General features: G+C 38.0%; 15 protein-coding genes and 1 tRNA gene. 5 read left to right on the top strand and 11 right to left on the bottom strand.

Annotation, left to right across the window (positions count from 1 at the left end; translation table 11 throughout):
- Positions 1 to 34: 34 nt before the first annotated feature.
- Entirely contained in the window at positions 35 to 1450 is a 1416-nt protein-coding gene (locus R2R71_RS12125; RefSeq protein ID WP_316831536.1) for an alpha-L-fucosidase, read from the bottom strand.
- 207 nt (positions 1451 to 1657) lie between these two features.
- On the opposite strand from R2R71_RS12125, the gene treF reads away from it, so the two are divergent.
- The gene (gene treF, locus R2R71_RS12120) at positions 1658 to 3265 is read left to right on the top strand and encodes an alpha,alpha-trehalase TreF (protein ID WP_316831535.1); all 1608 of its coding nucleotides are present in this window, start codon (positions 1658 to 1660) and stop codon (positions 3263 to 3265) included.
- A gap of 81 nt (positions 3266 to 3346) precedes the next feature.
- Here treF and R2R71_RS12115 read toward each other — a convergent pair whose 3' ends face one another.
- From R2R71_RS12115 to R2R71_RS12085, 7 genes are all read right to left on the bottom strand, one after another.
- Positions 3347 to 5383 carry a glycoside hydrolase family 65 protein gene (locus R2R71_RS12115; RefSeq protein ID WP_316831534.1) on the bottom strand — a complete coding sequence of 679 codons (2037 nt, stop codon included), beginning with the start codon at positions 5381 to 5383 and terminating at the stop codon, positions 3347 to 3349.
- A gap of 109 nt (positions 5384 to 5492) precedes the next feature.
- Positions 5493 to 7001, bottom strand: coding sequence for a RagB/SusD family nutrient uptake outer membrane protein (locus R2R71_RS12110; protein WP_316831533.1), 1509 nt, complete (start codon positions 6999 to 7001; stop codon positions 5493 to 5495).
- Between the two features lie 17 nt (positions 7002 to 7018).
- Positions 7019 to 10042, bottom strand: a complete 3024-nt coding sequence (locus R2R71_RS12105) for a SusC/RagA family TonB-linked outer membrane protein (protein ID WP_316831532.1) — start codon at positions 10040 to 10042, stop codon at positions 7019 to 7021.
- A 114-nt stretch (positions 10043 to 10156) separates the two neighbouring features.
- Positions 10157 to 11062 (bottom strand): carbohydrate kinase family protein, encoded by a 906-nt coding sequence (locus tag R2R71_RS12100; protein WP_316831531.1) that lies wholly within the window; start codon positions 11060 to 11062, stop codon positions 10157 to 10159.
- A gap of 5 nt (positions 11063 to 11067) precedes the next feature.
- A complete protein-coding gene (locus R2R71_RS12095; protein WP_316831530.1) occupies positions 11068 to 12249 on the bottom strand; it encodes a glycoside hydrolase 100 family protein in 1182 nt (393 codons plus the stop codon).
- Positions 12249 to 13598, bottom strand: a complete 1350-nt coding sequence (locus tag R2R71_RS12090) for an MFS transporter (protein ID WP_316831529.1) — start codon at positions 13596 to 13598, stop codon at positions 12249 to 12251. The genes R2R71_RS12095 and R2R71_RS12090 overlap by 1 nt, the downstream gene beginning before the upstream one ends.
- A gap of 6 nt (positions 13599 to 13604) precedes the next feature.
- Complete coding sequence (locus tag R2R71_RS12085; RefSeq protein ID WP_316831528.1) at positions 13605 to 15362, bottom strand: alpha-glucosidase; 1758 nt, start codon at positions 15360 to 15362, stop codon at positions 13605 to 13607.
- 240 nt (positions 15363 to 15602) lie between these two features.
- Between R2R71_RS12085 and R2R71_RS12080 the strand changes: the two genes are divergently transcribed.
- From R2R71_RS12080 to R2R71_RS12065, 4 genes are all read left to right on the top strand, one after another.
- Positions 15603 to 16601, top strand: coding sequence for a LacI family DNA-binding transcriptional regulator (locus tag R2R71_RS12080; protein ID WP_316831527.1), 999 nt, complete (start codon positions 15603 to 15605; stop codon positions 16599 to 16601).
- A gap of 102 nt (positions 16602 to 16703) precedes the next feature.
- Positions 16704 to 16774 (top strand) — tRNA-Cys (locus R2R71_RS12075).
- Between the two features lie 74 nt (positions 16775 to 16848).
- Entirely contained in the window at positions 16849 to 17034 is a 186-nt protein-coding gene (locus R2R71_RS12070) for a hypothetical protein (protein ID WP_316831526.1), read from the top strand.
- Between the two features lie 209 nt (positions 17035 to 17243).
- Positions 17244 to 18542, top strand: a complete 1299-nt coding sequence (locus tag R2R71_RS12065) for an MFS transporter (RefSeq protein ID WP_316831525.1) — start codon at positions 17244 to 17246, stop codon at positions 18540 to 18542.
- A gap of 1 nt (position 18543) precedes the next feature.
- On the opposite strand, the gene R2R71_RS12060 is transcribed toward R2R71_RS12065, so the two are convergent.
- The 3 genes from R2R71_RS12060 to R2R71_RS12050 form a co-directional block, all read right to left on the bottom strand.
- On the bottom strand, positions 18544 to 20031 hold the full coding sequence (locus R2R71_RS12060) for an ATP-binding protein (RefSeq protein ID WP_316831524.1): 1488 nt from the start codon (positions 20029 to 20031) through the stop codon (positions 18544 to 18546).
- A gap of 135 nt (positions 20032 to 20166) precedes the next feature.
- Positions 20167 to 21801 (bottom strand): ABC-F family ATP-binding cassette domain-containing protein, encoded by a 1635-nt coding sequence (locus R2R71_RS12055; RefSeq protein ID WP_316831523.1) that lies wholly within the window; start codon positions 21799 to 21801, stop codon positions 20167 to 20169.
- A gap of 98 nt (positions 21802 to 21899) precedes the next feature.
- A complete protein-coding gene (locus R2R71_RS12050) occupies positions 21900 to 24920 on the bottom strand; it encodes an efflux RND transporter permease subunit (RefSeq protein ID WP_316831522.1) in 3021 nt (1006 codons plus the stop codon).

The raw sequence follows: 24920 nt of genomic DNA, 5'->3' as shown, positions 1-24920 counted from the left end.
GTGGCAATCTATGCAAAACAAGCATGATTTTTCACTAATCTCTCCGCTCATCAAAAATCTGAAATTCTGCAATAGATGGTATTTCTTTTGCATGCTGAATTCTTATCCTCACCTTACTTGTCCATATTCGTTTAAAACGATGGATTTTAATTTTACTGCTTTCCTTACCATCTGTGATTTTCTTCCAGACCGCTCCGTTCCAATATTCAAGGGTATAATCGTCAATATTTGATTTTGTTTCTGCAATAACGATGGTGTTTATACCCTTTTCATTTTTGAAATCAACCTCGTACCAGGGTTTAGTTACCGAACTATTCGATCTCCATGAGGTTTTATAACTATCATCATTGGCAAAATCCATAATATCCATGTCATCGCTCCAGCTCGAATTTGTAGCTTGTTTTAAAGCCAGGTTACTGGAAATAATCGGTAAGCCAAGTACCGGCAATTTTGTAGTTGGCCCTTCATTTTTCCATAACTTACCAACTTCTTTCAACGATTCAATTGCATTATCATCTATTAAACCATCACGGTTTGGAGCAACATTCAGAATAAAATTACAACTGGCAGCATTTAATGGTTTAATCAGATTATCGACAATTTCCTGAGGCTTCCTAACCGGAACCTTAGGAAAATCAGTTTTCCAGAACCAGGAGGTATTAATTGGCAAACAAGCTAATGATGGCATGACTTTACTTTCTTTCTGCATACGCTGACCTGCGCCCATTTCGTAAGTTTTTATATCCGTGTAGTAAAGTCCTTCTGCAGGATATTTCGCACCGTTTAAATCCATAACCAAACAATCAGGCTGAAGGGTTTTAATAAGCATGTATATATCTTCGAAAGGAACATCATCATAAGAAATCCTTGACCATGGTGCATCCCAGCCATCAATAATCAATGCTTCAATTTTACCATATCTGGTTAACAACTCTGTTAACTGCTGTTTAATCATTTCAATATGTTTTGGAGTGATTTGATTCGGCCTCAACTTATGGTGAGTATCCAGAATAGAATAATAGAGCATTACTTTTAAGCCATTGGCCCGAAAGGCATCAGTAAATTGCTTAACCACATCTTTGCCATAAGGGCTGTTCATAACATTATAATCGGTACTCTTCGTATCCCAGATACAAAAACCGCTATGGTGTTTTGTGGTTAAACAACCGTAGCTCATGTTTGCAGCTTTTGCTGCCTTGGCCCATTGGTTAGCATCGAGCTTTTTTGGATTGAACAAATCTGGCGATGCTTCAGGGTCGGGCCAATCGGCATTTGCATAAGTAGGAATATTATAATGGATGAACATACCGAAACGCAAATCGACAAATTGCTGCTGAAGCACATTTAATTTTTTTGCCTCATCTGCCCTGTCTTGAGCTTTTGCAATGATCACCACTAAAAGCATAAGCATAGCAACTAAAACGTTTTTACAAATAGACCGTAGTTTCATTCTGGATTTTTTTTGTTTGGTTTAATAAATAGATGTTTCTGTAAAATTAAATTTCTAGGTTGATATAGCCAGAAAACACAGCGTAATATACGTATGACAATTACTGAAACCATCTCATATTTTATTGGATGATTCTCTATTTCTAAGTGGAGAAATTATCAGAAAAGATTAAAATTAAGTAGCTTTAAGTAACAGGTTATAATAATTATGAACAAGCACTCCCTAACCAAAATTTCTTTAAATAATGCTCCATGGAAATCACTAAAAATAATTACCATTTATTTTTTACTGATTTCGAACCAGCTTTTTGCCCAAAAAGAATTAAGCCCAAGGCAAATTTATCCGGGACTGTTTGAGAAGGTACAACTGGAAAAGGTTTATCCTGATGGCAAATCGTTTGTTGATGCTATACCAAAAAGCAAACCTGCCGACATTATGACGGCTTACCTGCAAAAAAAAGATTTAAAGGATTTTAACTTAAAAACTTTCGTTGAGGAACATTTCAGTCTACCTCAAAATCATAACGCAGTTTATCATTCTGATATCAGTTTGGGTATAGAAAAGCATCTGGACACCTTATGGACGGTTTTAAAAAGAAATCCTGATACCACATCTGCATTTCAAACATCATTACTTCCGCTTCCGAAACCCTATATTGTGCCTGGAGGACGCTTCAGGGAAATTTATTACTGGGATTCTTACTTTACAATGCTTGGATTAAAAACAGCAGGTAAAACAAAAATTATGAAAGATATGATTGATAATTTTTCGTACCTCATTAACAAGTATGGCTTTATCCCGAACGGAAACAGAAGTTATTATTTAACGCGTTCTCAGCCTCCTTTTTTTGCTGCAATGGTTCAACTGCTTGTTAAGGATAACCCGAAGGTAAAGCTTAGCGAATATAAGGATGTACTGGAAAAGGAATATAATTTCTGGATGAATGGTGCAGCCCAGTTAAAAAATGGTACAGCAAAAAATCATGTTGTAAAATTAAAAGACGGAACAGTTTTAAACCGTTATTACGATGCGGGTAATCAGCCTCGCGAGGAATCGTATCGTGAAGATTTTGAAGCAGCTAAATCAACCAAACAAGAGCCTTCCGTTTTCCTTCGTAATGTACGTTCAGCGGCAGAATCGGGCTGGGATTTTAGCAGCCGCTGGTTTGCTGATGGAAAAAATTTTAGTGAGATAATTACGACAGACTTATTGCCAGTTGATTTAAACACATTGATGTACAATCTTGAAACTGCCATTGCCGATGCAAATAAACAGGTGGGGAACTCAGCAAAATCTGCCTTATTTCTCGCTAAAGCTAACAAACGCAAAGCGGCTATTTTGAAATATTTCTGGAACCCTAAACAAAATTTCTTTACAGATTACAATTGGAGAAACAACGCATTTTCTAACCAGTTAACTTTGGCCGCAGCTTTTCCACTTTATTTTAAACTGGCAAATCAAATGCAGGCGAAAGCTGTTTCAGCGAAAATTGAAAAAGATTTCTTAAAAACGGGTGGATTAATCACCACCTTAACTACCACAAAAGAACAATGGGGTGCGCCCAATGCCTGGGCACCTCTTCAATACGTCAGTATTCAAGGTTTACGCAATTACGGATTTAATCTGCTGGCAAAGCAAATTACACAAAGGTGGGTAAATCAGAATATTGCCGTATTCAAAGAAACCGGGAAATTAATGGAAAAATATAATGTTGTTGAAACGAACAGCAAAGGTGGTGGTGGTGGTGAATACCCACTTCAGGATGGTTTTGGCTGGACAAATGGCGTACTTTTAAAACTTATGAAAGATAAATAAACCAGATGTAGTTTTAACAAATTGAGTTTACCGGCATTTCTTAAAATGAATTTTCGGCAAACTCAATTATATAATTTGCAGTTAGTTTTTATTTAGAACCAAAAAAGTTTTCTTTTCAACACCTACATCGGTAATTTTTACCGATTTCCATTTAGATGGTAAAACAGTTGGAACCTGTACGATTCCCTTACTTGTGATATCCAAACCACCAAAACCCATTAATACACTTTGTAAAACACCACCGGCACCTGTAGCAAAATAGGGATTAGTACCACCTTTGGTTTCGGCTATAACCCTGAAAGGAGGGTTTAAATTTGGTTGGTAAGCCTCGTTAAAATATTGGTAAGCTTTATCTGCATTACCCGTTCTTGCATAGAGCAGTGCAAAAATCGCATGTGTCATTGCTGGTGTTCCTTCATCCGGAATTCTGGTTTCATAATAAGCAAGGTCTTTTACAATCTGATTTTTATCTGTGATGCTTTTTAAAGGATAAGCCAGCAGATTTACATCGGCCTGCTTAATACCTTCACCTTTATAACTTTCATGTTCTTTGGTTACACCATCGGAAAATACCAGCACAGGAATATTTTTTTCAACTAAATCCCAGTCTTTGTTTTGCGGCAAGCCTAAAACTGCTGCTGCAAGGTTTGCATTTTTCAGGTTTAATTTTGCTGCTGCATTGGTAAAGGCATTATTATCTACATTTTCCGCCCACTCATCTGCAGCTACAACATTTTTTATATCAAACTGATTTGGACCATTCCGCTCTACCCTGCTCGCCCAAAAATCGGCAGTTTGCGATAAAATTGGCCATCCTTTTTCCTTAAGCCAGGTTTTATCCTGCGTTACGCAATAGTAATTCCATGCAGCAAGCGCAACATCTGCAGTTATATGGTGTTCGAAGGGTCCGCTCAAAGCCCAAACCGGCGTTTCTTCCACACCTGTATCGGCACTCTCCCAAGGATACATAGCGCCTTTAAAACCATGCGAAAATGCGTTACGCCTTGCAGCATCTAAACGCTGAAACCGATACTCGATAAGTGATTTAGCAATATCAGGATGCAATACCAGTAAAGCAGGGAACATCCAGATATCGGTATCCCAGAAAACGTGTCCGTTATAACCTAAACCTGATAAACCCATTGGCGACAACGAATAAGAAGTTCCGGCACGGGAAAATGATGTCAGGTGATACAACATGCTCCGTACATCCTGTTGTGCCTGTGGGTCACCATCAATTATTATATCCGATTTCCAAAGTTCATCCCAGGCTGCATCATGGTACTTAACCAATCTGTCATGTCCTTCGAGTTTGGCAAAAATTGTCATTCTTTCAGCCTCATTCAAAGGGTCGGCATGTTGCGCCGAACTTATTGTACTACCGATAACCGAATAGGTATAGCTTTCTCCTGCTTTTAATGTTTTGCTAAACTTCATCAGGTGGCTATTGTTATCCCACATTTCGTGGATAATTTTCGGCTCGCTACCATGTTGTTCTGGAAATAAAAAACTATTTGAGGCGCAGAGCTGCAGTTTCCCTGTTGGGCTTTTCGCCGTTGAGGTAAGCAAGCTTAAGGTTACATGTGGCCGATCTATTTCATTATAATAGTTTTCAACGTCGCGAAGTGCATCTGGTGTTTCCATAACACTTGCAGCTGTTAATTTGAGGTCCTCCTTTGCCATAATAGTAACATCCATTAATACCGTGAACGGCAAATGGCGAAGTGCATAATAGGTATATTTAATATCGGCCTTTTTACCATATTGCAATTGAGTGGTAAACGCCGCATGTTTCATATCGAGCTGTTGTTCCAAATTGCCGGTATTCTGCTCGTCGAGTCTTCTACCATCAATTTCGATGTACATATTGAGCAAATTGAAGCCGTTTAAAAAATTACTTACCCGCCCGCGTCCGTAAGTATCGTACGTACCTGCAAGTACAACATTTTTAACTTTAAACGGTTGTGGAGAAGAGACAATTCCAATAATCCCATTTGCTGCAGTGATACCAAAATATTTATTCGGATCGATTTTGGGTGCATTTATTTTCCATGGGTCTTGCGCTTTTGCACCAAATGAAAATATAGATAACAGGATAAAGAGTATATTATTTTTCATAGAAATTAGCTTTGTAGAAAGAAAGAAGCCATTTAATAAACAAGAGGCCGAATCGTTATCGATCTAAACAAATGATAACAATTACAGCCTCTTATTTTATTTATGAAGATTAGTATCCCGGATTTTGAATAAGGTTTGGATTACCTAATTGGTTATCTGGAATTGGGAAAAGTAAATATTTAGCTTCGCTGGCTGGTTTTTCCTGCCATGCAGCAAGAAATTTACCAAAACGAATTAAATCCTGCCTCCTGAAGCTTTCCCAATATAATTCACGACCACGTTCATCCAACAGCACATCTAATGTTAAACTGGTTAAGGCAGATGCCCCTCTAACCGTTCTTATCGAATTAACTAAGGTGAGTGCCTGTGCAGTAAGTGATGTTCTTAGCTGTGCTTCTGCTTTCATTAACAATACATCAGAATAACGGAAGTAAACCCAGTCATTTTCAGGTTTTCTTGAACCAGAATTGGCATAATCAATCGGATATTTAATAACCCTGATGCCAGCAACTTCAAGGTGGTTTGGATCACGCTCAATTATGGATACCTCTGGTGTAAAAGCTAATGGATTTCCTTTTCTGTCTTTTAAAGCTACACCATTCTGGTCAACCTGCTGACCAACCAAAAAGCCCACCCTTATACCTGAAACATTAGTCTGACCAGCATAGCTGCCACCTCTTCTAGTATCTGAAGCTTCAAATTTGGCATAAAAATTAGACAATGAAGAGAAGCCATTATAGCCGTTTGGATTTTGATTATAATGTGTTGTGCACTTCCACTGGCCATCTAAATCGCTACCTGATGAGCCACCAATATTTTGAGCAGTGAAAATGTTCTCTTTTGACAAAACATCATTTGTTGGTGCAAAATTATCAAAGTAATTTGCTTGCAAAACATAGCCGCCAGTAGCGATTTCATCAGCTAAAGATATCACTTTAGCCATATCCGCAGCATCGAATGTAGGCGCATTTCGATTTATGAATGCTCCTTTATTCAGATAAACTTTCATTAAGAGTGTTTTAGCTGCATTCTTGTTTGCAGTATAAGCAGGTCCTGATGGTAAATCAGGAATGATCGCGTTTAATTCACTTATCAGATAAGCAACTTCATCAGTAGCATTTCTCACACGTGATGGTTTAGTTACATCTTCACCAGGATCTCTGTAAGGAACCTGTCCCCATCCATCAAGAATAGAAAACTGGGCAAAAGCACGTAAGAAACGTGCCTGTGCTGCCTGACTCGCACTAGGGCTTGCGCCTAAAACACTTGTTGATACATAGGAAATACTATTTAAGTCCCTGAAAACATCAGAAATTCTTGAATGATCGGGTGCCCATTTATGTAAGTGTAACGCACGCCAGGCGCCATTATCATCCCAGTCACCGGCACGGGTTGGAACAATAATTTCATCTGAAGTTACTTCCTGCAGAGCTGCCCAATTCCATGGTGCCTGGTAAGGACCTATCATTGCTGCATAAGATGCACTTAGTAAACTTCCAACATTGCCACCACTTACGCCAGCACTGCTCACCTGTCCGTTCAGGTTTTCATCAAGCTTGGTACAACCCGAAAAACTTAAGGCTACCACAGCAAAACCGATAATATATTTATTTTTCATATCTGTATTATTAAAAATTATAGAGAAAAATTAACACCGAAATTGAATGTCCTGGCAGTTGGATAAGCTGTATAATCTATCCCTGCAGATGGAACACCACTTACACTTTTATTTACATTAACCTCAGGATCGAAACCTGTGTATTTTGTAATCACGAAAAGATTCTGTCCGTTTACGTAAATGTTAAGTGATTTAATTGATTTACCAACATTACCAAAATTGTAGTTCAATGTGGCATTTGCCAGTTTAAGGTAATCTCCTTTTTCAATGTATCTTGATGATGCCGCAATTGGATTTGCCAAAGATTCTGCAACAGGTAAATTCACTAATGCTGAAGAAATATTTCTTGTACCTAAGTTAGAAATAGCCAACACTGAGTTTGCCGTATTGTTGTAAATGCTTTGGCCAAATGCACCATTAAAATTGGCAGTAAACGATAACTTTTTATACCTGAAATTGGTACTTATACCCATTATCACTTTCGGGTTCGGATTACCAACATAATAATTGGTAAAACCATCATCGGTGTAAATAGAGAAACCATTGGCATCCAAACCATTATACTGACGGGTAACCATGGCAAAAAGCGGTAAGCCATTTTGAATAACTTCGGTAGTTACGCCACTCAAACCCTGGCCATTTAAAGAACCTGTTTTAATAACTCCGGTAATGTTTTGAACTTTGTTTTTGATAAAAGTTGCATTACCTCCTAATGACCATGAAATATTATCTGTTTCAACAATGTTGCCGTTTAAGGTTAATTCCAAACCTTTATTAATAATTTGGCCAGGTAAGTTTACCCAAGTTGGAACATTTCCTCCAACTGCAGGTACAAATGAAATTTGTGGAAACAATAAATCGTTGGTTTCTTTATGGAAGTAATCGATTGATCCCGTAAGTCTGTTCTTCATGAAGCCAAAATCCACACCAACGTTTGTTTGTACATCAGATTGCCATTTAAGGTTTGGATTGGCATTATTAATTGCAACTAGAGTTGGAGAACCGTTAGAATTTCCGAAATCATAGCGTTGCTGTGCAGAACCAGAAGGAAAATCCTGGTTACCTGTTTTACCATAACCTACCCTAAGTTTCAACTGATCAATCCATTCGGTGTTAGACATAAAACTTTCTCGTTTGATATCCCACGCAGCTGCAAAAGATGGGAAATAACCGTAACGGTTAGACTTACCAAATTTTGTAGAACCATCAGCCCTGAATGTTGCCGTTAAAATGTATCTGTTGTCATAGTTGAAAATTGCTCTCGCAAAATAGGATTGTAATTCAGTTGTTGGATTATTAAATGCCGAAAACGTACGGTTTGCCGGAGCTGTTACCTGAAATGCATCTGTATAATCAGCATCTATATCACCAAAACCTGTTGCTGTATTTGTGGTTCCTTTGCTTATAAAATTTGAATACTCGTAACCTATTACAGCATTTAAGTTTAATTTGCTTACAATTTCTTTATTAAAATTTAAGGTATTGGTGAATTGTTGTGTAATTAACTCATTGTTAGAATAACTCGCGTAACCGCCTAAAAAGCTTCCTGAGGGTTGAATACCTTGAAGATTCAAGAAACTTCTTGTAGATGCTCTTCTGATACCTGTACTGTAGTTCACACTTGCCAGCATACGGTATTCTAACCATGGCGTAATTTTATAGTAAGGTGAAACACTTCCTAAAATTGTCGAAACTTTTGCTTTATCGTTATTAGCAGCAAGGGCAGCCATTGGATTAATCGTTGTTGAACCATAATCAATAAACAAGCTTCCATCAGATTTATAAAAAGATTGTGTTGGATTCCACGATAGCGCCTGACTGATTAAACTACCTGTAAAACCAGCATCAGTAGTAATAGGAGCAATTTTTTCCAGGTACTGGTTGCTGATCATGTTAATATCAAGGCCTAGTTTTTTACTTTCAAGGAATTTGAAATTCCCATTAAAGCCTGCACTGTATTTTTTAAAATCAGTTGTTTTAATAATACCTTGTTGATCTTGGTAACCAAGTGAAGCACGGAAAGTATTACCATTTGCACCACCACTTATACCTACCGAATAATTCTGGTTGTAAGCGGTTCTGGTAATCGCATCTAGTGCATCTACACTTGTACCAAAATTACCACTGGTAAGGCCATATTTTTGTAAAGCTGCACGGTACTCATCACCTGAAAGCACATCTACTCTTCTTGCAATATTGCTTACACCTGCAGATGCGCTTAAATCAATTTTAGTTTCACCTGATTTACCTCTTTTTGTTGTGATTAAAACCACACCATAAGCAGCACGAGAACCATAAATGGCAGTAGCCGATGCATCTTTCAGAATCTCCATCGATTCGATATCCGCTGGATTAATAAAGTTTAACGGGTTTCCGTCTGGTGCAGTTCCAATACCTGCACTGGTAGAAGGTCTTGCCGAACGACCGTCAAGTGCAACTCCGTCAACAACATACAGGGGTTGTCCTGTACCGGTAATAGCCGAGTTACCCCTGATTCTAACTGTTGAGGCACCTCCAGGCTGACCACTGTTGTTAATCATTTGCACACCAGCTACCTTACCTTGGATTAACTGGTCTGGCGCATTTAAAGGGCCTTTGTTGAAATCTTTTGCTGAAACCGTTGTAGCAGCACCGGTTAAATCATTTTTCTTAACTGAAGCATAACCAACCACAACAACTGCATCAAGATTATTTAATGAGGTTAGGGTAATGTTTAGTAAAGATTGATTATTTACACTAACCGTTTGAGTTTCGAAACCTACGAAGCTTACAATCAGTTTTGATGTTGGTGATGGAACAGTAATCTGGTACTTTCCATCTGCATCACTTTGTGTTTTTGTACTGGTTCCGGCAACCTGTAATGTGGCTCCGGCCAATGGTATTTTATCACTATCTAAAATTGTACCTTTTACTACTGTCTGGGCGAAGGCCGCCGTGCTTAAAAAGACCATGAAGAAACTCAAAACAATAAGTTTCTCCAGAGAATACAATTTCTGTTTTAGGGGTAAAACAGACAAATTGCCTGGTAGAGTAATGTTCATAATAATTTTGATTTAATTGGTTAGAAAAATTTAGTTTTTTTGATTTAAAGTAAGTTTACTTAAGGTGGTGTGTGGTTCATAGTTTTGTTGGTTTATGTTATTAATAATAGATGATTAGGATTTATAAAGCGGATAAGGCTTTTCAATTTTAAGTTTAGCAACTCCAAGAGCCTTATCTACGCAGGCTTCCAAAGTATAATTGTTTATAAAGTGAAATAGAAAACCCGACCAGAAAGCATCTCCTGCACCTGTTACACCAGCAACGGTCTCAACTTCAAGCGCAGGTTTATGTTTCCATGCGCCATTTTGTGCTTTAAACCAAACCCCTTCTTTACCACAAGTTAAGCATATTCTCCTGATATTCAACCTATCTAACCACTCAATAGCCTGCTCAATATTTACGGTATCTTCTGCGAAACGCTCCACATCGTCGACACTAATCTTAAGCAGGGGATTGAGCCTGCAAAGTTTTCTGAAGATATCTTTTCCATCGTCTTCCTGCCAGATAGATGGTGCAAAATTCCAGTCGACAGATACTGTTTTACCCATTTGATGTGCAGTCACTAAAGCATTCAGAATATTACTTCGGGCCGGTTCTTTACTTAAGGCGAAAGCAGTTGTATGGATAACTTCACAGGAAGCAATTAATGTATCATCTATTCTCTTAATGGCCATATCAGCACTACGGTAAGGAATAAAATCAGGTGTTTCAGCATTTTTACCAACTAAAATGATACTGGTTTGCCTGCAAGCAGACCGGCCAATATTTGCATCCGACAGTCCGACATTTCTTAATTCTTTTAATAAAAACTCGCCCAGGTTATCGCTACCTACGGTTGCAACAAGCTCAGTATTTGCTCCAAGCCATTTTAGATTTGCACAAAGATTTGCTGAGCTTCCACCCTGGCTAATCCTGAATGTTGAAGGAGAACCAAGTGATGTTATATCTGTTTCCGATATTACATCAGCCAATAGCTCTCCAATTATTAAAACTTTTTTATCTATCAGGCTTGTTTCCATCTTTATTAAAATTTAAAAAGTTTATCGAATGAACTGTTTAAAAGCGATTGTTCGGCAATTACCGCCCCGGCAGCACTCCATGTGCAATTTGGTACGCCACAAGGAACATTACTGTCACCATTAAGGCATTCATTAAATAAATTTGTATTTGATTGATGAATGGTTTGCGTTAATTGTGCTGCTAATTCAATTTTATTATGTTTTTTTAATGCACTAACCAGCCAGCCATTCCATACAGGCCATAAACCGCCATTATGAAAGTATCCTGGCTGATTTCTGAAAGTATATGCATAATTGTTCAACAACTCGTTCATATCTAAATCTTCATTTCCAATTGTTGGATAAAATGAAGGTATAAGACTGTTTTTTGAATCGTAAAGTTCTTTAATGGTATTTAAGATGGTGGCATCCTGTTCTTCATTCCCGATTCGAAGCAAAAGACTAAAAGTGTTAGCCTGCAAATCAAAATAGTTATAAATTCTCGAGGGATTAAAACCCATTAGCCAATATTTATCGGAAGCACTCTTTAACTGATGTGACAAGTTTGATGCATATAGCTGATCATTTTTTTCAGATTTCCAATAATTATTTCTGACAACTCCTGTAATTGCTGAAGCCTTTTCCTCCCAGGTTTTATTCCCTGATAAAGTTGAAGCAAGTTTTAATGCCCAGATACGAAGCAACTGGTCGAATAATATATAACCATGCTGAATATACTCATCAGCCCAATCCCCGCTTTGCGGGACGTATATTAAATGTTTGCCGTTAAATTCCCAGGCATCAAGTATGGATAAGCATTTAACAATTTCCGAGGTAAATTTATCCCAAAGTGTATAATCATCTGTTAAAAGTGTATATACCGAAATGCCTATAACTGCCCACGACGGATTATCGGCTCTTCCAGTTGTACCACCATAACTCACTTTACCATCTTCAGGCGAAACATTTGAAGGCATAAAGCCACTGGTATGCTGGTTGTTGAATAAGGTATCTAAAGTTCTCTTTGCAGTTTTAATCAATAGCTCATCACCGCTTAGCATTGCGGCTATCGATGTAATTACGCCATCCCTCGTCCATACACGCTTGTAGTTATCATGTTCCTGCACAGCCGCAACAAATCCAAAAGGTGTTGATGCCTGGTGTAACAGGTTTAACGCATTGCTATATGATTTCGAATCTATCATCATCAGATTTCTAAAACGCTATCTTTTTTCCTGATTAACAACACCATAAGACCAGCAACGGTAATTAATACTCCGGCAAATGCGATAGCGTTTTCAGGTTTGTGAGCTAATAAATATTTGTAAACGTATTTGAATGTAATGGTTTCAAGCAGCATAGGCAGTACGATAAACATGTTTAATATTCCCATGAAAATTCCTGTTTTGGCTTTTGGGATACTCCCTGCAAGCATTGCATAAGGTGTACCCATCATGCTCGCCCAAGCGATCCCCAAACCAATTACCGGAATAAACAGCAATACCTGATTATGAATTAACGGCAGGCAGACCAAACCTAAACCACCTATTAAAAGGCTAACTAAGTGAACTTTTCTGGCGGTTATTTTACGGGCAAAAAAAGCAAGGGGGAATGCTGCCAGAAAAGTAACTACATTGTAACCACCATTTATAGTTCCGGTAAGCAGTTGAGCAGAAGCAAAACCATCTGATGCGGCGTTACTGGTATTGTAAATTGTTTTCGCCAGACAAAGTGTTATAAATTGCCAGTAGATGAACATTCCATACCAGTTAAACAGATAAACAAATCCTAATTTCTTCATCGTTACCGGCATTACTTTAAACGCTTCAACAATATCTTTTAAAATACTGCCTACACCTCCTGGCATAGCTTTAATCTTTTGTATTTCAATTTCAGTTAAAGGTGTTTCTTTGGTGGTTAAACAACTGTACATTATCGAACCAATTGATACTAAACCACCAATAAAAAAAGCAGCGTATGTTGTATAGGGTATGTTGTTTGCGCTTCTGGAATGAATGCCGAGTAAACCAGCAGCAATTAATATGCCTGGTGTTAAATTTGCAAGCGTTATCCCCAAGCCGGTAAAAAAACTTTGTGTTAAAAACCCGAGGGCGTGTTGGTCTGACGGAAGTTTATCACTTACAAACGCTCTGTAAGGTTCCATAGTGATGTTATTCCCGGCATCTAAAATCCACAAAATACCTGCAGCCATCCATATGGAACTGCTGTAAGGCATGGCGAATAAGCAAATGCTGCAAATAATTGCACCGATTAAAAAATATGGTCTTCTTCTTCCAAACCTACTTGTGGTTTTATCGCTCATTGCACCAATTATTGGCTGAATAATTAAACCTGTCATCGGCCCTGCCAGATTAAGCAATGGAATCTGATCTGCATTTGCACCCAGGTAAGAATAAATGGGTGTCATATTGGTTTGCTGTAACCCAAAGCTGTACTGGATACCAAAAAAACCCAGGTTCATGGCAATTATCGACCCGAAGTTTAATTTTACTGCTGATGAAATATTATTGTTTTTTTCTGCCTGTGCAACGATCATATCAGCTTAATTAAGTTTGTAAACTATTGCCTGGCAAGGAAGCAGTTGAACACTATTACCATTAATCTGGGCTTGTGCATAATTATTAATCAGCACCTTAGCTGAATTCATGCTTACCGCTTTATTAACATTATATTTTATTACTTTACCTGAAAAATTTAGCAACACCAGTACTTTCTCATTTCCATAACTTCGGGTATAACAGTACACATCCGGATTTTCAATATCGAAAACCTTATAAGCACCATAAATCAAAACAGGAGATTTTTTTCTTAATGCAACAATCTTCTTAAAATAAGAAAGTTCACTATCAGGATTTTTCTCTTCTGTAGCAACATTTACCTCCTTATAATTCGGGTTCACCTTTATCCATGGAGTTCCGGTAGTAAATCCAGCATTTAATGAAGTATTCCACTGAAAAGGTGTCCTAGTGTTATCCCTGGAAATAAATTTCTGCTTATTCATGAAAGCTTGCATATCCTCCCCTTTAGCAATCGCATTTTTATATGCATTAATTGTTGCAATGTCACGGTAATCTTCAATGTTATTAAACTTAATATTCGACATACCCAGTTCATCGCCATTAAAATAGAAAGGTGTCCCTCGCATGGTCATAATTAGCGTTGTGAGCAATTTGGAAGAGTAACTTCTAAGTTTTGGGCTATCGTTCCCATATTTACTTACCATTCGTGGTACATCATGATTCCCTAGAAAAATTGCAAGCCATCCTTTACTGGCAAATGAATTGTCCCACTTTGTAAAGGCCTTTTTTAAATCGGTTAACTTGTAGCCTGCGGGATCGTTCCCGACATCCATTATCTCAAAATGATAAGCCATATTCAACTCATATCTATCTTCGTCAACCAGGGCATGTGCGTCTTCTAAAGTGCTCCCGGCCCCTTCAGCTACCGTCATGATGTTATACTTGCTGATCACGGTTTTATTCATCTCCTTCAAATAATTATGGAGATTTGGTCCCATGCCGTAATATTTGATAATGTTTTTCTCGTAGCCTTCAGGATATTTTTTCCAGGTAGTATCTTTCGAAACATATTGAAATGCATCCATTCTTAAACCGTCAATTCCTTTATCCAGCCAGAATTTCATCATATCATAAATTTCATTCCGCAGTTTTTCATTTTCCCAGTTTAAATCCGGTTGTTTTTGCGAAAAATAGTGGAGGTAATAAGATTTCGTGGTTGGCTCATATTTCCAGGCATCATTATTTACATCAAAAAAACTGTACCTCGGCGTTGGCTTTCCCTGCTCCTCGGGCCACCAATGATAATAATTATGATAAGGGTTAGTACGCGAAGATTTTGCCTGCTTAAACCACTCGTGTTCATCACTGCTGTGATTAAGCACCATATCTAAAACAAGCTTGATTTTCCTTTTGTGTAATCCCGCGAGTAATTCGTCGAAATCCTGCATGGTGCCAAATTCTTTCATAATGTTCCGGTAATCGCTTATATCATAGCCATTATCATCATTAGGAGACGAAAAAATCGGATTAAGCCAAACGGCATCAATGCCTAAGCTTTTAAGGTAGTCCAATTTAGAAATGATGCCTTTCAAATCGCCAACACCATCACCATCGCTATCTTTAAAGCTTCGCGGATAAAGTTGATAAACAACTGCTTCTTTCCACCACTGTTGCTTGGACAAAGGGTGTTTTAGAGCATTCTTTTGTTCCGGCTGTTGCGCATAACTTCCAAAGGAAGCCACCACTAAACATAAAATTATAATTCGAGTTAGGGTGCTCATATCATTTTTAAATGCAGTGTTTAATTGCCTTGGGGGCAATTTTTGATATTTGGTTAGTTTTAATTAATGCTGAAATGCTTTATCAAATTATAATCAGCTTTTAATTACAATATGAAGATAAGTTTATAATCGACTAAAAACTATGCATTTACCTATTTTTACACCGCAAACGTTTGCGGTAACATTTGCGAAAATGTTTGCTGTGGAAAACTTATATTTGAGTAACCAAATATCAAAACCGTGAGACAAAGCCCCACTTTAAAAAAGATTGCCGAAAAATTAAATGTGAGTATATCAACAGTTTCGAGGGCACTGAAAAATCATCCTGATATTTCGGAGGAAACCAAGAAGAAAATAAATGAGCTTTCCGAACTACTGGAATATGATCCTAATCCTTATGCTGTAAATTTGAGGACACATAGCAGTAAGGAGTTTGCTGTAGTCGTGCCAAGCCTCTCCAATTTTTTTTATCATTCTTTTATAAGTGCCATTGAGGAAGATGCCAGGGATTATGGCTACTCGGTAATTATTTACAGATCGTCAAACGACCCCAAAATTGAACAAGGCATATTAAAAAGTTGTCGCCATAAACGGGTTTCAGGAATATTTATAGCAATAACATCAGAAACAACTGATATAGCACCCTTTTTAAAATTAGATACACATGGCATTCCGGTTATCTTTTTTGATAAAGTCCCAGAATATGAATCGTGCAACAAGATTTGTGTTGGCGATGAACATGCTGCTACATTAGCGGCAAACGAACTTTTAAAAAAAGGCTTTAAAAATATCATCGGAATTTTTGGTGATAAAAATATGTCGATTACACAGGCAAGGCATAAAAAATTCAATGAAGTCCTATTTGAAAGTGATAAAGCGATAAAATTAAAAACCGTTCATGCCGCAAGTTCACAGGAAGCAGAAGAATTAACCCTCAAATTAATGCCGGAATTTGAAGGAAAAAAGTTTGCTGTTTTCTGTATGAGCGATGAAATTTTAGCCGGAACAATGAAAGCTATACAAAGAAGAGGTTTACAGTTACCGAATGATTTGGGCGTAATCAGTATCAGTGACGGCATGATTCCTCTACTCTTCTACCCCGAAATAACCTATGCGGAAACAAGTGGATACAACCTTGGCAAATTAGCCTTTAACCGGATGATGCGTTGCATATCGGGCAGTTCATTTGTACAAACAATTACCGATCAGTCTAAACTCGTACAGGGTGGCTCGATATGAAATCGTAAATAATTATAATAAAATTAAAATTTAATCCACTATACCTATAGATTATATATAATATTTTTATATATTCGCCTATCCAATAGCCAGGATACATAATGTCATGTGGCCGAGTGGTTAGGTGAAGGTCTGCAAAACCTATTACGGCGGTTCGAGTCCGCCCGTGACGTCAGATAATTGATTGGTATTTAACGGAAATACTAATTGATTTGAAGGAGAATTGATTACCTAATTTATTTGAAAGATGTCTGCTCACTTTGATTATCCTTCTATAACCGATTTTTTCAGGATACATGGAAATTGCGGCGCTGAAAAGCTGAGCGACTATGAAAACCCTGAAATAAAACCTGATAATTTTACTTCTGAAGAAATAAAAACTGATAACGAAGATCAATTGAAAAATTCAAATTCAGCTAATATCGGTACCTGAGGTAATCTATATAGGCTCATCACCCGTTAAAGGCTACTGCGTTATAAATCTTTATCACTATTTGTTTTGTTGTTTGAAAAGCTATCCGGATAGGTAGCTTTTCTTATTATAGCCATCCCCATTTATCTATCTATTTTACACTTCCCGGACTTATAATCCTTTTAAATTATTGAAGTTTGCACGCAATTCAAGGGCTTTTATTTTCAAAAATGAGTAAGTCCACAGATCAATGGAAATTAGCTAAGCACATCGTCGATAATATGGAAAGCACAAGGTATTTAAAGAAAGAAAACGAATGGATTTGTACGATTTTAGCATTTGCGCTGATTCCTATTTCGGGATTTGCTATTGATGTTTACATACCATCATTTCCGGAAATGGTAAACGATTTACATACCAGCCCGGCAAATGTTAAATTAACCATGACAATTTACCTGATTAGTTATGGCCTTTCACAATTGTTAATGGGAAGCCTGATTGATAGTTATGGGCGTTACAGAATTAACCTTATTTCACTTGCCACTTTTTCATTAAGCTGTATTGCAGTTGGTTTAACATCGAATATTCCCTTGATTTTATTACTTCGGTTTATTCAGGGAATTAGTATTTCGTTGGTTATGTTATCGCGACGAGCCTTTATTATTGATGTTTACAGTGGAGAAAAAAGAAAGCATTATACGAGTTTACTCACTGTGGTGTGGTCTACTGCGCCTATTGTTGCGCCATTTGCCGGCGGTTTTTTACAGGCAAGCTTCGGTTGGCGATCTAACTTTTATTTTCTTGCGGCATACGGTTTCATTATGCTGATTTTAGAATTGATATATGGTGGCGAAACCATTAAAGAACGAATGCGCTTCCATTATCAAAGTATCTGGCAGGCATACAAAACCATGTTAACGGCAAATGATTTTAGCTTAGGATTAGTTGTTTTGGGTTTCAGTTACAGCATGGTGATGGCTTTTGGCATGAGTATTCCCTTTATTGTTGAACATACTTTCAATGCTTCGCCAATAGTTAGCGGTAATTGTGCTTTATTCTCGGGTGCAGCAATTTTTGCAGGTGGTTTAATCGGAAAACGATTGATTAATAAACCCCTGTACACGAAACTTGTTACAGCAAATACAATTCAGCTGGTGTTAGCTATAGCCATGTATATAGTAGGTGGTTTATATTTCACCCTGCTATCGATGATGCTCTTTGTTGTTGCCATACACCTTTTTCAGGGCTTTACCTATAATGGTTATTTTACCTATTGTGTAACCCGATTTCCGCAATACGCTGCAACAGCTAGCGGTGTGGCCAGTGGCGGCTCTTACCTGGTGTTTTCCGCGGCTAGTTTTATTGTAACAAGCAGCATCAATATCGTTGATCAGAAAACGCTTTCTATTAGTTACATTATTTTTATTGTATTGGTTTCTGCATTCTTATGGTTAGTACGTAGTGCATTGAGAAAGAAGAACCAAGCGGATATTAAATTTGCTGAGGTTGCTCTAGCTGAACAAGTTTAATCTATGGTGCAGCAAAAGTAAGCGGTAGTGAAAACCAGAATGTGCTTCCTGCGCCAAGCTCACTTAACACACCGATTTCACCGCGATGATCGGATATGATTTCTTTGCTGATGTAAAGACCTATCCCTAGTCCGGCAATAAGGTTATCAGCTTGTACACGGTAAAAACGTTCGAAAAGTTTAGGAATGTCTTCCTGTGCTATGCCCATCCCCTCGTCTTTCACACTCAAATAAAACATATCTTTCTCTATCCGGGAAGAAATCGTGATTGTAGTGCCCAATGGCGAATATTTTACGCCATTACTGATAAAATTAGCAATTACCTGACCAATTTTTTCCTTATCGGCAAAAACATCAATATCAGGAACATGTTCAAATACTAGTGAATGTGTTGAATAGAGCAGTTTGCTTTCTTCTTCAATTTCGGCAATGAACTCATCAACATTAAAATGTTTTTTCACAGTATAAGACTTTCCTGTTTCCAGACTGGAAAGATGTAAAAAGCCATTAATCATGCTGCTCATTTTTTTGGTTTGCTTAATGGACTGCTGCACGGCCTTACCTGCTAAAGCATCAGCGTTATTTCCAGCCGTTAAATTTAGCAGATCAAGGTAACCTGATAATGCAGTTAATGGCGTTTTAAGCTCGTGACTAACCATACCCATAAAATCATTTTTACGCTGTTCACTTCTTTTAATTTCGGTAATATCGCGTGTGGTTCCTGCTATGGCTTCAACATTTCCCTGTTCATCAATAACCGGGGTAAAAATATAATCGTAAATCCTTTTGCCCAATACGGCATGTGGAAAAGATACTTCCCCTCTTATGGGTTGCTTAGTTGCCCTTACCTGGTCTATTTCCCTGTGATGCATTTCTGCGTGCCAGGGTTCGTAACCATTATCCAATAACCCTTTACCTATGGCAGTTTCCCAGGTTTTACCCCACATGGTTAAAAGCGCCTGATTGGCATATATGAACTTGTAATTCAGATCAAAAACATACATTAAATCGGGCGTTGAATTCGCTATCGCATCGATAAGCCTTTTCTGCCTTTCAATTTCCTGTTTATAAGATTCGAGGTTTTCCAGAATTTTTCTGGAATCAGTTGTGTCAGTAGCTAAACCAAACCATTCCAAAATTTCACCCTTTTCATCCATAATTGGAATTGCTCTGGAAAAGGTCCAGCCGATTGTTCCATCTGTTTTCAAAACCCGGTGCTCGAGCTGAAAATTTTTCTTTTCAGCTATTGCCTCTTTCATCACCTTCTCAACTTTATCGTAATCGCTGGGGTGAACGTACTTTGTGCGCCAATCTGTTATGGTATTCTGCGTATCAGATAAAATGCCTTTCCCTTCCAAATCATACATGTGGGACCAATCGGCACTCATGCGATAGATTACATCAGCAGTAGCCTCGAGAAGTGCATTGAGCTTTTGCTCAGTAGCAACAAGATTTTTTTCGGGCTGCGCCGGATTAGCACTATTGTTCATTATCAAATACTATTTGAATAATAATACAATAATAGCCTGTAATTGTTCGTAGCGGGATTATAAAAAATTATCAGCGGCGTGATTACCCACTGATAATTTCTCTTAGAAAAGGTATTCTTAACTCATCAGAACTACCTAGTTCTGCTCGATTTCTTTTAAGCTATCCATCTTCTTGTAAGCTAAAAACCCTTTGATATCTTCGAAATGTTCGCGAACGCGTTTATTTCCAAATTCGAATACTTTTTGAACAAGCCCGTCAAGGAAATCCCTGTCGTGCGACACCAAAATAAGTGTTCCATCAAAATCTTTAAGCGCATCTTTAATGATATCCTTGGTTTTCATATCAAGGTGATTGGTAGGCTCATCGAGGATTAATACATTTACCGGTTCAAGCAAAAGTTTAATCATGGCCAAACGGGTTTTCTCGCCGCCTGAAAGCACCTTAACTTTTTTAGTTGTGTCATCACCACTGAACATAAACGCACCAAGTAAATCTTTAATTTTAATGGTATTGTCGCTTAATGGAATCTGGTCTATGGTTTCGAATACTGTTAAACTCTCATCAAGTAATGCAGCCTGATTTTGTGCAAAGTAGCCGATTTTCGCATTATGACCGACTTTCAAGCCACCCTCGAATTCTATCTCGCCCATGATGGCTTTAATCATTGTTGATTTACCTTCACCGTTTTTACCTACAAAAGCTACCTTTTCTCCCCGTTCTATTACCATCGAAGCTTTTTCAAAAACAGTATGGTCGCCATAAGTTTTGGTAAGTTCTTCTACCATTACAGGGTATTGTCCTGAACGTGGAGAAGGCGGAAATTTCAATCTTAATGCCGAAGTATCTACTTCATCAATTTCGATAATCTCCAGTTTCTCGAGCATTTTTACACGAGATTGCACCTGAAGTGTTTTTGAATACGTCCCCCTGAACCTATCGATAAACTCCTGGTTATCAGTAATAAAGCGTTGCTGTTCCTCATAAGCTTTTAACTGGTGTACGCGGCGGTCGGTACGTAATTGGAGGTAATGGCTGTATTTGGCTTTGTAATCATAAATCCTTCCCATGGTAACTTCAATGGTACGGTTGGTAATATTATCAACAAAAGCACGGTCGTGAGAAATAACCATCACCGCCTTTGCAGAGTTAACCAAAAAATCTTCGAGCCATTGTATACTCTCGATGTCCATGTGGTTGGTAGGCTCATCGAGTAAAATCAAATCTGGTTTTTTTAAAAGGATTTTTGCCAGCTCGATACGCATACGCCATCCGCCAGAAAATTCTGAAGTCTGACGTGTAAAATCTTTACGTTCGAAACCTAAACCTTTCAATACTTTTTCTACCTCAGCATCGTAATTAACCTCCTCAATAGAATAAAATTTTTCACTTAACTCCGATACGCGTTCAATTAGTTTCATATAATCGTCGCTGTCGTAATCCGTACGGATGGTAAGCTGCTCATTAAGCTCATCAAGCTCTTTTTGCATCTGGTTCACCTCTTCAAAGGCTTTCATCGTTTCCTCGAAAACAGTAACTTTATCTTGCGTAAGCAAATGCTGAGGTAAGTAGGCAATTACCGCCTCTTTCGGTCCTGTTACATTTCCTGTTGTTGGTTTCGAAACATCGGCAATAATTTTCAGAATGGTGGATTTACCTGCACCATTTTTACCCATTAAGGCAATTTTATCGCTCTCGTTTATTGAAAAGGTTACGTCGCTAAATAGGGTGGTTCCTCCAAACGAAACCGAGATGTTGTTTACATTAATCACTGTACAGAAATATTGAAATTTTTGCAAAGATAAGCTAAAGACATCGGATTATTGCTGATGAAATAAAAGGTTTGATTTTTGTAAACGCTTTACTAAAATTATACTTTATGGAACTTTCTGATTAATGTTGGTAAAACGATCAGCAAAAGCGGTAAGGCAATTAAAAAACCACCGATTACGGCAATTGCCAGCGGCTGGTGTAATTGCGCACCTGCGCCTATACCCAAAGCCAAGGGCATTAACGCGATAATTGCCCCGAGTGCCGTCATCAACTTTGGTCTTAGCCGTGTTGAAATTGCAAAAGTTATCGCCTCGTCGATATTTTTATCTTGTAACGATTCTTTAAACTGCAGAAATGTGAAGATGGCATTTTCACCAATTATGCCGACAATCATAATTAAACCGGTATAACTTCCCACATTTAAAGGTGTATTTGTTAAAAATAAGGCCAGGTAACTGCCAGAAATACCCAAAACTGCAATCAACAAAATTAAAAACGCAATTTTAAAATCTTTAAAAAGAAACAATATTACGCTAAAAACAAGCAGACTTGATGCAATGAGGATGGTTAATAACTCAGAAAAAGATTGTTGTTGTTCTTTATAAGCTCCTCCATACTCGATATGGTAACCAGAAGGTAAGTTTACTTTTGATTTCACCACAGTTTGAATATCTTTCATTACACTTCCCAAATCCCGGTTATCTAATCTCGCAGTAATGGCACCTATTGCTTGTAAGTTTTCTCTTTCTACTTCTGCATTACCGGCTTTAAGCTCTACCCTGGCAAGATTTTGTATCGGAATAGCTGAACCATTAGCCAGGAAAATTTTCATTGCTGAAATATCAGCTATGCTGAATTTCCTACTATTCGGATAAACCATCCTAATTGGGGAAAGCTGTTGTTTATCATATAAATCGCCGATTACATTTCCCTGCATGGCCGTTTGCAATTGTAACTGAAACGAAGCAGGGCTAATTCCGTACTGTGCGAGTTTTGCAAAATCGGGTTGAACGTTTACCGTTGGTCCTGAAAGAACAATTCCGTCAAATACATCTGCAGTTCCGTTTACTTTGGCAATTAGTTCTGCCACTTGCTTGGATAATGCCTGAAGCTTTTGTTGATCGTTGCCAAAAATTTTAACCTCAACAGGTTGGGTAGCACTCATTAAATCGCCCAGCATATCGCCAATTACCTGCCCAAAATCTACAACAAGTGCAGGCTGTGTACTTTCAATGTGGTTTCTGATATCAGAGATGACTTCATCGGTACTTCTTGCCCGGTTTGCTTTAAGCTGGATAAGGTAATCACCGGTATTCGGTTCAGTGATAAAAAAACCCATTTGTGTGCCGGTTCTTCGAGAATAGGCCTGCACTTCAGGAATTTTAACAATTTCTTTTTCCACTTCTCTCAGCATCCTGTCGGTTTCTTCTAAAGATGTTCCCGGAGGAGAAGCATAATCAAGTACAATACTCCCTTCATCCATTTCTGGCAAAAAACCTGTCTGCAAACGTGGAAAAACAAACACAATTGATGTTATGAGCACCAGGATAAAAATAAAACTCATATACGGACGGTTAATGAAATAAGGTACCCATTTCTGGGGTTTAACTTCATGAACCTCGATTTGTTTTGCTGAAGAAACATGATTGTCTTTGGTTAACAAAAGATAAATTACAGGCAATCCAATCCAGGTAACAAAAAATGAGCATACCAATGTAATAATCATGGTATTGGTCATTACCTGAAAATATGAGCCTGCAACTCCCGTCATTAGTACAAAGGGAACAAAGATTACAATGGTACTAATTGAGGAACCAAGCATCGCCGGGAAAAGATAGGCTACGGCTTTACTCAACAAACTTTTAGTAGGTTCTTCAGGATGTTCTTCATGTGTGCGGTGTATTTGTTCTACCACAACAATGGCATCATCTATAATTAATCCAATTGCAGCTGCAATGGCACCTAAAGTCATTATGTTTAACGAATACCCAATAAAATAAAGAACAATTACGGTTAGGCAAAGTGTTACCGGAATTGTAATGAGTATGGTTGCACTTGCTTTAATGGAGCGAAGGAATATAATAGCAACAATAATTGCCAGGGCTAAGCCAACCCATAAACTATCGCGAACACTTTTTACAGATTCATTTACAAAATCGGCCTGTACATAATAAGGTTTAATCGTTACGCCAGCCGGAAGAATATTTTGCAGCTGCTTAACCTTTGTGGCCATCTGACTCGATAAATCGACCAGGTTTGCATTGGGCTGTTTTATCACAGCTATTAAAATACCATCCTTACCATTGGCATTAATCCGGGTATACTCAACACTTGGCTGAATACTTACTTTTGCAATATCGCTAACCTTAACAATTCGGTTTCCCACCCTGGTGAGAACCAGATTTTCAAGATCTGTTTTTGTTTTAACAGCGGCATCGGTTACGGAAAGGTATAAATAATTGTGATCGGCCAGATAACCATTTGATTTTATAAAATTGGTTTGCGCCAGTACATTATTAATCTGATCGGGAGAAATGCCAAGCGTCTGCATTTTCTGTATATCAAGTTCCAGCCAGTATTCTTTCGTTTTACCTCCAATAACACGGATTTCTGAAACACCGGAAACCTGCGAGAGAAAAGGTTTTACTGTAAACGTTGCTATCTTTTTTAATTCTACTGCAGAATAATTATGGCTCTCCAAACTATATCCACTAACAGGCAGAATAGAAGGATTCATTTTTTCTACAGAGATATTCACACCTGCAGGTAACGTATTACTTATTTTGGCAATCTGCGATTCAATCTGTTGCTGACTGAGATTAATATCAGTACCTGAATTCATAAATGCAGAAATCTCACAACTGCCCCTACTGGTTGTACTTCTCACCAATTGAAGATTGGGAACTTGTTTTACAGCATTTTCCAGTGGCCGGGTAACGGTAAGCACCATTTTATCAACCGGTTGCAGTTCTGCATCGGCAATAATTTTAATTTTTGGAAAGGTAATTTCTGGAAATAAACCTGTTTTCAGCTGCTCAAACGAGTATATGCCACCAACAATGATAATAACCAGAACAGCCAGAATCGGATTCTTATGGGAAATAAAAAAGTTCTTCAT

This window comes from Pedobacter aquatilis (assembly GCF_032678405.1).
Taxonomy (GTDB): domain Bacteria; phylum Bacteroidota; class Bacteroidia; order Sphingobacteriales; family Sphingobacteriaceae; genus Pedobacter; species Pedobacter aquatilis_A.
This window is presented reverse-complemented; position numbering and strand designations above follow the sequence as displayed.